Origin of the sequence: Pseudomonas sp. NY15356 (assembly GCF_048068175.1) — a bacterium.
GTDB lineage: Bacteria > Pseudomonadota > Gammaproteobacteria > Pseudomonadales > Pseudomonadaceae > Aquipseudomonas > Aquipseudomonas putida_K.
Map to the genome: position 1 here is coordinate 108371 of NZ_JBLUPW010000015.1, position 8783 is coordinate 117153.

Annotated in this window: 11 protein-coding genes; 8 read left to right on the plus strand and 3 right to left on the minus strand. The window is 66.3% G+C overall.

The genetic code is table 11. From position 1 onward, the window contains the following. Positions 1-25: 25 nt before the first annotated feature. Positions 26-814: a lysophospholipid acyltransferase family protein gene (locus tag ACNFCI_RS14145; protein ID WP_084855827.1), complete on the minus strand. Its 789-nt coding sequence runs from the start codon at positions 812-814 to the stop codon at positions 26-28. Then, complete coding sequence (gene olsB / locus ACNFCI_RS14150; protein WP_084855828.1) at positions 814-1569, minus strand: L-ornithine N(alpha)-acyltransferase; 756 nt, start codon at positions 1567-1569, stop codon at positions 814-816. Before olsB ends, ACNFCI_RS14145 begins: the two co-directional genes overlap by 1 nt. A gap of 134 nt (positions 1570-1703) precedes the next feature. On the opposite strand from olsB, the gene ACNFCI_RS14155 reads away from it, so the two are divergent. The 6 genes from ACNFCI_RS14155 to ACNFCI_RS14180 all read left to right on the plus strand — a co-directional run bounded on the left by ACNFCI_RS14155 (position 1704) and on the right by ACNFCI_RS14180 (position 6459). Next, entirely contained in the window at positions 1704-2591 is an 888-nt protein-coding gene (locus tag ACNFCI_RS14155; protein WP_084855829.1) for an acyl-CoA dehydrogenase, read from the plus strand. Positions 2592-2633: 42 nt separating this feature from the next. Then, complete coding sequence (locus tag ACNFCI_RS14160; protein ID WP_368829549.1) at positions 2634-3722, plus strand: serine hydrolase domain-containing protein; 1089 nt, start codon at positions 2634-2636, stop codon at positions 3720-3722. Next, positions 3719-4015, plus strand: coding sequence for an amidase (locus ACNFCI_RS14165; protein ID WP_084855831.1), 297 nt, complete (start codon positions 3719-3721; stop codon positions 4013-4015). Before ACNFCI_RS14160 ends, ACNFCI_RS14165 begins: the two co-directional genes overlap by 4 nt. Before the next feature lie 44 nt (positions 4016-4059). Beyond that, positions 4060-4641 carry a YceI family protein gene (locus tag ACNFCI_RS14170; RefSeq protein ID WP_324813627.1) on the plus strand — a complete coding sequence of 194 codons (582 nt, stop codon included), beginning with the start codon at positions 4060-4062 and terminating at the stop codon, positions 4639-4641. A gap of 1 nt (position 4642) precedes the next feature. Next, the gene (locus ACNFCI_RS14175; protein ID WP_084855833.1) at positions 4643-5800 is read left to right on the plus strand and encodes a phospholipase D-like domain-containing protein; all 1158 of its coding nucleotides are present in this window, start codon (positions 4643-4645) and stop codon (positions 5798-5800) included. An 80-nt stretch (positions 5801-5880) separates the two neighbouring features. Next, a complete protein-coding gene (locus ACNFCI_RS14180) occupies positions 5881-6459 on the plus strand; it encodes a DJ-1/PfpI family protein (protein WP_084855834.1) in 579 nt (192 codons plus the stop codon). A gap of 214 nt (positions 6460-6673) precedes the next feature. Here ACNFCI_RS14180 and ACNFCI_RS14185 read toward each other — a convergent pair whose 3' ends face one another. Then, complete coding sequence (locus tag ACNFCI_RS14185; RefSeq protein ID WP_084855835.1) at positions 6674-7072, minus strand: nuclear transport factor 2 family protein; 399 nt, start codon at positions 7070-7072, stop codon at positions 6674-6676. Between the two features lie 115 nt (positions 7073-7187). Between ACNFCI_RS14185 and ACNFCI_RS14190 the strand changes: the two genes are divergently transcribed. Both ACNFCI_RS14190 and ACNFCI_RS14195 read left to right on the plus strand, forming a co-directional pair. After that, entirely contained in the window at positions 7188-7778 is a 591-nt protein-coding gene (locus ACNFCI_RS14190; protein ID WP_084855836.1) for a GNAT family acetyltransferase, read from the plus strand. Next, positions 7775-8647 carry a carbon-nitrogen hydrolase family protein gene (locus tag ACNFCI_RS14195; RefSeq protein ID WP_368829548.1) on the plus strand — a complete coding sequence of 291 codons (873 nt, stop codon included), beginning with the start codon at positions 7775-7777 and terminating at the stop codon, positions 8645-8647. The genes ACNFCI_RS14190 and ACNFCI_RS14195 overlap by 4 nt, the downstream gene beginning before the upstream one ends. The last annotated feature ends 136 nt before the right edge of the window (positions 8648-8783 follow it).

Consider the following 8783-nt stretch of genomic DNA (forward strand, 5'->3'; position numbering starts at 1 on the left):
CGCGGGACAAGCCCGCGATCGGGCTTCAGGCTGCCCGCGCCTGACGCCGGGGCACGCTGCCGATATCTTCGACGCCGAACAATGCCAGGTGAACCGCCTGCTGTGCCTGGAACGCCAGGGCCGCCCGTTCCTTGCCAGCACTCGCGATCGGCTGCAGCAAGTGGATGACCACCTCGCTGCGCGGTTGGTCGAACAGGCGGATCAGATGCGAGACCAAGTCGTCGTCGCCAATGAACGGCGCGATCGGGTCCGGCTCGCCACCGCGCAGGTACTGGATCGCCACCGGCTGTACCGGTGTGCCTTGGTCGATGGCACCGGCGAGCAGCCGGCCATGGAAGGTGCGCACGCTTCGGCCATCGGTGGTGGTGCCTTCGGGGAAGATCAGCAAGGGCCTGTGTTCACCCAACTGGTTGCCGATCTGCTGGGACAGGCGCTGGCCGTCGCCACCGCCGCGGCGGATGAACAGCGTACCGGCCTTTTCCGCCAGCCAGCCGGCCAATGGCCAGCGACGCACTTCGGCCTTGGACAGGAATGACAACGGCGTGAGCATGCCGAGCAGGGGAATGTCGGTCCACGACACATGGTTGCTGACCCACAGCATCGGCTGCTGCGGCAGGCTGCCCACCACGCGTACGTCCAAGGGCAGGGCCGCGACCAGGCGCTGCATGAACAGGCGCGTCCAGCGTTGGCGACGTTCGATGGAGGCAGCCAGGCCCAGCCGTTCGCCCAAGGCGATGACGCTGGCCATGGCCATGCCCAGCAGCAGGACCAGCACCAGGCGGGACAGGCGGGCCAGAACCCGCAGGCTCGGCATCACACCGCCGCCTTGAAGTGGCGGGCGTAGCGTGGGCAGAGGTCGTCGCGCTTGAGCAGGATGAACACGTCGGCGACCTGGAAATCCTCGTCCCAGCACGGCTCGCCGCAGATCTTGGCGCCCAGGCGCATGTAGGCCTTGAGCAAGGGCGGCATCTCGGCGATCACATTGCCCGGCAGGGCCAGGCTCGGCAGGGGGTTCTTCGGCTCGGCGCGCAGGTGTTCGGTGCACAGGTAGCGTTCGCGCAGCCGTTGCATGATGGCGTGGGCCTGTACGCCGCCATCCTGCATGGGAATGCTGGCGCAACCCATCAGGTAGCTGTAGCGACCTTCGTTGAGCACTTCGGCAAGCTCGCCCCAGAGCACGGCGATGGTGCCGCCGTTTCGGTAGGCCGGGTCGACGCAGGTGCGACCCAGTTCCAGGATCGGCCCCTGCAGTTGCAGCAGGCCGTGCAGGCTGAATTCCTCTTCGCTGTAGAAGCGGCCCAGGCTGCTGGCGGCCTGGTGATCGAGCAGGCGGGTGGTGGCGACCAGGCGGCCGGTGGCCAGGTCGCGCACGCCGATGTGGCGGCAATGGACATCGTAGTCATCCATGTCCAGGCCCTGCTCAGCGCCCTTGAGCTTGGCCTGGAATTCGGCGCTGAACACCTTGAAACGCAGGGCCTGTGCTTCCTGCAGCGCCGCGGCGCCGACCAGGCGTTCGGCTTGCAGACGGCGTTCAGTGCTGTTGTCGCCAGAGCGAGCGATCCGAGTCATTACGAGTCTCCCTAAGCCAGCCAAAGGGTTGCGGCCGGTCGGCTTTGTTGTGCAAAGTCAGCCTAGGTATGCGTGGTGTCACCCCCATGAACCTTTGGTGATGCTTGCGTGACAACCCAGACGAGGAGTGCCCGATGGCCTGGTTGCAACGACTCAACGACCCTTACCGGCAACCCCTGGCAGCCACCTTGGGCGAAGGCCATGGCGCGCTGCTCGAGCGGCTGGGGCACGCCACACCGTTCGAACTCGCGGTACTGGGCGGCCGGGCGATGGCTACCCCAGGGCTGGCCTTCCTGGTTGGCTACCAGGCAGCGTTGCGCGTGCTCTGGCCCAGCGCCCCTGTCAGCTTGGGCGCCCTGTGCGCCACCGAGCGGCGCAGCGTACGGCCGGCGGACATGCACACCCGCCTCGAGGACCTGCGCTTGACCGGCCGCAAGGATTTCGTCACCGCAGGCCTGGAGGCCGAATGGTTGCTGGTCGCGGCGCGCAGCGAAGGGCAGGGGGAGGCGCCACGGCTGCAACTGGCCGTGGTCTACCCGGGGGAACCCGGCGTGACGCTGGAACCCTTGCCTACGTTGCCGTTGATGCCCGAGGTTGGGCATGCCCGCCTGCAATTGCACCAAGCCAGCTGCGAGCTGCTGGCAGGCGACGGTTGGGACGCCTACGTCAAGCCCTTCCGATCCCTCGAGGACCTCTACGTGCTGGCTGCGTTGGCTGCCTGGTTGTACGGCGTCGGCCAGGAGTGCAGCTGGCCGCAGGACCTGCAGCTGCGTTTGCTGGGGTTGCTCGGCGGTTGCGCCGAAGGCAGCCGGCAATGCGCCGACAGTGCGGCCTGCCACCTGTTGCTGGGGGGCCTGTTCGCCCAATTCCACAGCTTGCATGGCGCCATCGACAAAGCGCTGGCGGCCGGCCCGGCGCAATGGGCGCAGCTGTGGCAGCGTGACCAAGGGGTGCTGGCGCTGGCCACCGCGGCTCGCGAGAAGCGTTTGCAGAAAGCCTGGGCCGCCGCCGGGCTGTCATGAAACCCTGGCAGGCTCGCCCGATCCGCGACGTGAGGGCTGGCCATGGGTGTATTCGGAAAAGTACTGGGTATCCTGAGCCTGGTGAGTCTTTCAGCCTGGGCAGAGCAATGGCCGGACGCGAACTGGAGCCGCGAGCCTGCCAAGGTCGACTGGCGGGCGGTGGAAGCCTACGCCTTTCCGGCCCGTGACGAGGGCAGGCGCATAGGGGTACGCACCGATGCGCTGCTGATCGTGCGCGATGGCCACATTCTGTATGAGCGCTACACCGCACCCACCGGGCCGGATACGGCGCACCTGACCTGGTCGGTGAGCAAGAGCGTGCTCGCCACCGTGCTCGGTGTCGCCTACGGCGAGGGGCGCTTCGCGCTGGAGGACCCAGCGGCCCGCTATTATCCGCCGCTGCATGCCCACCCTGGGGTGCGCCTGGTCGACCTGTTGCACTGGGCCAGTGGCCTGGCCTGGCAGGAAGACTATGAATACGCGCCGCTCAAGTCGTCGGTGGTGGCGATGCTCTATACCCGGGGCCACACCGACATGGCGGCCTTCACCGCCGCGCAGCCGGCTGCCCAGGCACCTGGCCAGGGTTTTCTCTATTCAAGCGGCGACAGCAACCTGTTGGCTGCAGCGCTGCGCGGCATGCTGGAACCCGGTCGCTACGACGTCTACCCCTGGCAGGCGCTGTTCGAGCCGCTGGGCATTCGCAGTGCGGTCTGGGAGCGCGACGGTGCCGGTAACTACGTGGGGTCCTCCTACCTTTACCTCAGTGCCCGCGACCTTGCCCGCATCGGCCTGCTGATGCTGCGTGACGGGCGTTGGCACGGCCGGCAGGTGTTGCCGGCCGATTGGGTGGCCTTCAACCGACAGCTGTTCGCGCATGCCCAGGCGATTCCCGGCGAGACCAGCCCCGGTGGGCACTGGTGGCTCAACCAACCCTTGCCGGGTAGCCCGCGGCCTTGGCCCAGCGCGCCGGAGGACACCTTTGCTGCGCTTGGTCACTGGGGGCAGGCGCTGTATGTGGTGCCGTCGCGAAAGCTGGTCATCGTGCGCTACGCCGACGATCGAGATGGCAGCTACCGGCATGACGAACTGCTCGAGCGGATATTGGCGGCCATGGCCGGGGAGGGGCTATGAAACGCGTACTGTGGCTGTTGCTCATTGCCTTGCTGGCCTGGGCCTGGCACGAGCGTCAGGCCTTGGCGGACTTTCCGGGCATCCTCTCGGCATATTCGGCGAAAGAGTATTGCTCGTGCCGCTTCGTCATGGGGTTTGACCAGGCCTATTGCCGAGGCTACGTGAAGCAGTACCTACCCTTGGGGCGGCTGGAGGAAGACAGCGTCGAGCGCCATGTGATCGCCGAGGGCCTGGGGCGTCGCCACCAGGCAGCCTGGCAGGGCGCGCGCGAGGGCTGCCGCTTGCTGCCGTGAGGGCGTGCGGGTAAGGTTGACGGCCTTGTTACACAGGATCTCCCATGCTCAAACTGCCTCGCTTGCTGCCCGCCCTGTTGCTGGCCCTGTGCCTGCCCGCCCATGCCAACTGGCACCTCGATGGCGAGTCGTCGCGCCTGTCTTTCGTCACCAGCAAGAACGGGGATACTGCCGAGGTTCACCGCTTTCTGGTATTCCACGGCAAAGTGGATCGTAATGGTGCCGCGCAACTGCGCATCGAGATGGACTCGGTCAGCGGCGGCATCCCGCTGCGTGACGAGCGCATGCGCAAAGAATTGTTCGAAGTCGCCAAGTTCCCCGAGGCCACGGTGCAGGCAAAGATCGACCTGAGCCCGATCAATGACCTGGCCAATGGTGCCCAGGTGGAGTTGCGCCTGCCGGTGACCGTGACCCTGCGTGGCCAGTCGCACAGCTACAGCACCTTGCTGTTGGCCACCCGCCTGGACGAGCGTCGTTTCCAGGTGGTGACCCTGGAGCCCCTGTTGCTGCGTGCCGAGGACTTCGGCCTGTTGCCGGGCCTGGCGACGTTGCGCAAGCTCGCCGGTGCCTCCTCCATCAGCCCATCGGTGCCGGTGAGCGCGGTGCTGATCTTCTCCGCGCGCTGACATGCCTGGGCCGGTCTTCCCCTGGCGGGATGGCAACGAATTCGAGCTGCTGATCGACGGCCCCGACTTTTTTCCGCGCATGCTCCTGGCGATCATGCGCGCTGAGTTCCAGATCGATCTGGAACTGTACCTGGTAGAAGGGGGCGCCTGTGCCGAGGCGGTGGTCGAGGCCCTGGAGCAGGCCGCTGCCCGTGGCGTACGGGTGCGCTGCCTGTTCGATGACTACGGCTCTTTGGCATTCCCCTCGGCCTTGCGCGAGCGTCTGGAGGCCGCCGGGGTCTACCTGCGCTACTACAACCGCATCCGCTGGCGACGCGGGTTTCGCAACCTGTACCGTGACCACCGCAAGCTGTTGCTGGTGGATGAGCGCTGGGCGGTCGTGGGCGGCACGGGTGTCACGGATGAATTCTGGACGCCGGGTGTCGACACCAGCGAGTGGCATGAGGTGATGGTGCGCATGGAGGGGCCGATCGTCACCGACTGGCAGTTGCTGTTCGATCGCCAATGGCACGCCAACAACCGGCGCACCGCCTGGCGTCCGCCGGAAGGCTTCGGCCTGCCACGCCTGCCGCGGGTGCCGGCCCAAGGGCAGGGCATGGGCCGGGTGGCCTATGCCGACGCCCGACAGCACCAGGACATCCTGCATTCGTTGGTGCGTGCCTTGAACAGTGGCCAACGCCGTATCTGGTTGGCGACGCCGTATTTCCTGCCGACCTTCAGTGTGCGCCGCTCCTTGCGTCGTGCCGCGCAGAAAGGCATCGATGTGCGCCTGCTGCTCACCGGCCCGCGCACCGACCACCCGGCGGTACGCTACGCCGGGCACCGGTACTACCCGCGCCTGTTGCGGGCCGGCGTTCGGATCTTCGAATACCAACCGTGCTTCCTGCACTTGAAAATGGTGCTGGTGGACGATTGGGTCAGTGTCGGTTCGTGCAATTTCGACCATTGGAACCTGCACTTCAACCTCGAGGCCAATGTCGAGGCCCTCGACCCACCGTTGACCGCCGCCGTGGTGGCCAGTTTCGAGCGGGACTTCGGCCTCAGCCAGGAGGTCGACCTGGAGCGCTGGAACGCCCGCCCATTCTGGCGCCGGATGCAGCAGCGGATGTGGGGATGGCTGGACCGCCTGGTGGTCAACCTGCTCAATCGTCGCGACTAGACGTGCTGCGGATACCCGGTGGCGTAGAAGCAGACTATCGTGCAGGGATTGTTCCCATGCGACGCAAAGGAGTGGATGCGATGACAGCCAAGAAGATTCTCATGCTGGTGGGCGACTTCGTCGAGGATTACGAAGTGATGGTGCCGTTCCAGGCCCTGAAGATGGTCGGGCACACCGTGCATGCGGTGTGCCCGGAGAAGCTGGCGGGGCAGACGGTGCGCACGGCGATCCACGATTTCGAGGGGGACCAGACCTACAGCGAGAAGCCTGGGCACAACTTTGCCTTGAACTTCGACTTCGTGCAGGTACGGGCCGAGGGGTACGACGCCTTGCTGATTCCGGGTGGGCGGGCGCCTGAATACCTGCGCCTGGACGAGCGGGTGCTGGCGTTGGTGAAGGCGTTCGACCAGGCGGGCAAGCCGATTGCGGCGGTGTGTCATGGGGCGCAGCTACTGGCGGCTGCCGGGGTGCTGGAGGGGCGGGCCTGTAGTGCATACCCGGCGTGTGCGCCGGAGGTGCGGTTGGCGGGTGGGCGCTTCGTGGATATCGCCATGGACCAGGCGCACGTGGACGGGAACCTGGTGACTGCGCCTGCCTGGCCTGCGCATCCGGCTTGGCTGGCGGCGTTTCTCAAGGTGCTTGGGACGCGGGTTTCCTGATTTCGCGCCCCTGCATCCGGCCTCCTGAGGCGGCGCAAGTTACGCGTGGCGCCTGGGCTGGCGTTGTTTTTTCAGCGGGAGTGGCGGTGGGCTCTTGGGCCAATCGCGGGGCACGCCCGCTCCCACAAGGGCCGTGCAAGCTCAGGTCCCTGTGGGCGCGAGGTCGTCCCAGTACAAACCGGAGACATCGTTTACATTTCAAACCGGGTATGGCTCACCCAACCTGCTCAACCCAATCATTCAAGTTGTAGTAGTTGGTCACCCGCGCGATCTTCCCGCAATGAATGTAGAAGAACGCCCCGGCCGGCAGTACGTAGGTCTGCCCCTTGGCTGGCGGCAGGCCCTCGTCATCGGCCAGGTACTCCCCATGCACCGTGAACTCCGCCGCCGCTCGGCTGCCATCGGCATTCTGCATGACCACGATATCGGCCAGCCGCTCCCGGTAGCAGCGGTTCATCTTCTCCATGAACCCGGCAAACGCCGCCTTGCCCATCTGCCGCTCGCCCTGGTTGATGTCGTGGATCACGTCCTCGCTGAGCAACCCAAGGAAGGTCGGCATGTCCCCGGCGTTAAAGGCTGCGTAGTAGGCGTTCACAAGCTCGGTAGCGGTCATGGCAATGTTCCTGTCGTGTACGGGAAAGGGAATGGTTCGGGCCGGATGATAGGGTTTCCCCTCAAGCCCGGCTTAGCCGAGCGCGTCATCCACATCGACAAAACGACCGCTACGCATGGAAATCCGCCTGTTGCACGGCGCAGCCATTGCGCCTTACATCGATGACCTCGCTCGCCTACGCCTGACGGTGTTCCGCGAGTTTCCCTACCTTTACGACGGTACGCCGGAATATGAGGCCGAATACCTGTCCACCTATGCCCGCTCCGGGCGTAGCCTGGCGGTGCTGGCCATCGACCAGGGCAGGGTGGTCGGTGCCTCCACCGGCCTGCCCCTGGTCGACGAAACGCCCGAGTTCCAGCAGCCTTTCCTGGCCCAGGGGCGCGACCCGGCCAGCGTCTATTACTTCGGCGAGTCGGTGCTGTTGCCGGCCTACCGTGGCCAGGGCCTAGGCGTGCGCTTCTTTATCGAGCGCGAGTCCTATGCCCACAAGCTCGCCGAGTTCGACTACTGCGCCTTCTGCGCCGTGGAGCGCCCGGCCGGGCATCCGCGTCGGCCTTCGGACTACAAGCCGCTGCACGGCTTCTGGCGTAACCGCGGCTTCCTGCACGACCCCTCGCTGCGCACGACCTACGCCTGGCGTGACCTGGACGATGAACAAGCGTCGTCGAAGATCATGTCGTTCTGGCTCAAGGAACTGCCGATATGATCCGCCTCGCCGCCTGCCAGTACGCCATCGAGCTGCACGAGACCTGGGAGGCCTATGCCGACCACTTCCAGGCCTTGTGCGCCGAAGCCGTCGAGGGCGGTGCGCAATTGCTGCTGTTGCCGGAGTACGCCGGGCTGGTGCTCAGCGGCCAACTACCCCCGGACCAGCGCAGCGACCTGAAGGGGTCGATCGCCGGCATCCAGCCGCTGCTGGAGCCATGGCTGGCCTTGTGCGAAGGCGTTGCCAGGCGCTGGGGTATCTATCTCCAGCCGGGCAGCCTGCCGGTGCTCGATGCGGATGGTTGCTATCGCAACCGTGCCTGGCTGTTCGGCCCGGACGGCGTGCTGGGGTACCAGGACAAGCTGATCATGACGCGCTTCGAGCGGGAGCAGTGGGACATCGCTGCCGGTGAAGGGCTCAAGGTGTTCGATACCACACTCGGGCGGTTGGGCATACTGATCTGCTATGACAATGAATTTCCCATGCTGGCCCGCCACTTGGCCGAAGGTGGGGCCGACCTGATCCTGGCGCCGAGCTGCACCGACACCGAGGCGGGCTACCACCGCGTACGCATCGGCGCCCAGGCACGGGCGTTGGAGAACCAGATCGCGGTGCTGCAAAGCCCAACGGTGGGCATGGCGGCCTGGTCGCCGGCGCTGGATGAGAATATCGGACGGGCAGGGCTGTTCGTGCCACCGGACCATGGCATGCCGGGCAACGGGGTGGTGGCCGAGAGTGCCGAGTTGTGCCCGGAGGGTAGCCGCTGGCTGATCTGCGAGCTGGATCTGGAGGCGGTACGCCGGGTGCGGCGCGAGGGGCAGGTGTTCATCCGGCGGGACTGGCCGGAGCAGTTCGAATGCGTGAGCTGAATTCAGGGCTGCTGCGCAGCCCTTTCGCGGGGCGCGGGCGCGCCGGCACGCGCCCGGGGGTTTGGTGGTGGGCGGGCGGGTGGGGGGCGCCGGGCGCCACGCCGCCCCCCCGGGGGGGTGTACTCGACCACCCCGC

Excerpts from the sequence above, each read along its gene's own strand:
- ACNFCI_RS14145 (WP_084855827.1), bottom strand. The coding sequence starts at position 814 with ATGCCGAGCCTGCGGGTTCTGGCCCGCCTGTCCCGCCTGGTGCTGGTC.
- olsB (WP_084855828.1), bottom strand. The coding sequence starts at position 1,569 with ATGACTCGGATCGCTCGCTCTGGCGACAACAGCACTGAACGCCGTCTG.
- ACNFCI_RS14155 (WP_084855829.1), top strand. The coding sequence starts at position 1,704 with ATGGCCTGGTTGCAACGACTCAACGACCCTTACCGGCAACCCCTGGCA.
- ACNFCI_RS14160 (WP_368829549.1), top strand. The coding sequence starts at position 2,634 with ATGGGTGTATTCGGAAAAGTACTGGGTATCCTGAGCCTGGTGAGTCTT.
- ACNFCI_RS14165 (WP_084855831.1), top strand. The coding sequence starts at position 3,719 with ATGAAACGCGTACTGTGGCTGTTGCTCATTGCCTTGCTGGCCTGGGCC.
- ACNFCI_RS14170 (WP_324813627.1), top strand. The coding sequence starts at position 4,060 with ATGCTCAAACTGCCTCGCTTGCTGCCCGCCCTGTTGCTGGCCCTGTGC.
- ACNFCI_RS14175 (WP_084855833.1), top strand. The coding sequence starts at position 4,643 with ATGCCTGGGCCGGTCTTCCCCTGGCGGGATGGCAACGAATTCGAGCTG.
- ACNFCI_RS14180 (WP_084855834.1), top strand. The coding sequence starts at position 5,881 with ATGACAGCCAAGAAGATTCTCATGCTGGTGGGCGACTTCGTCGAGGAT.
- ACNFCI_RS14185 (WP_084855835.1), bottom strand. The coding sequence starts at position 7,072 with ATGACCGCTACCGAGCTTGTGAACGCCTACTACGCAGCCTTTAACGCC.
- ACNFCI_RS14190 (WP_084855836.1), top strand. The coding sequence starts at position 7,188 with ATGGAAATCCGCCTGTTGCACGGCGCAGCCATTGCGCCTTACATCGAT.
- ACNFCI_RS14195 (WP_368829548.1), top strand. The coding sequence starts at position 7,775 with ATGATCCGCCTCGCCGCCTGCCAGTACGCCATCGAGCTGCACGAGACC.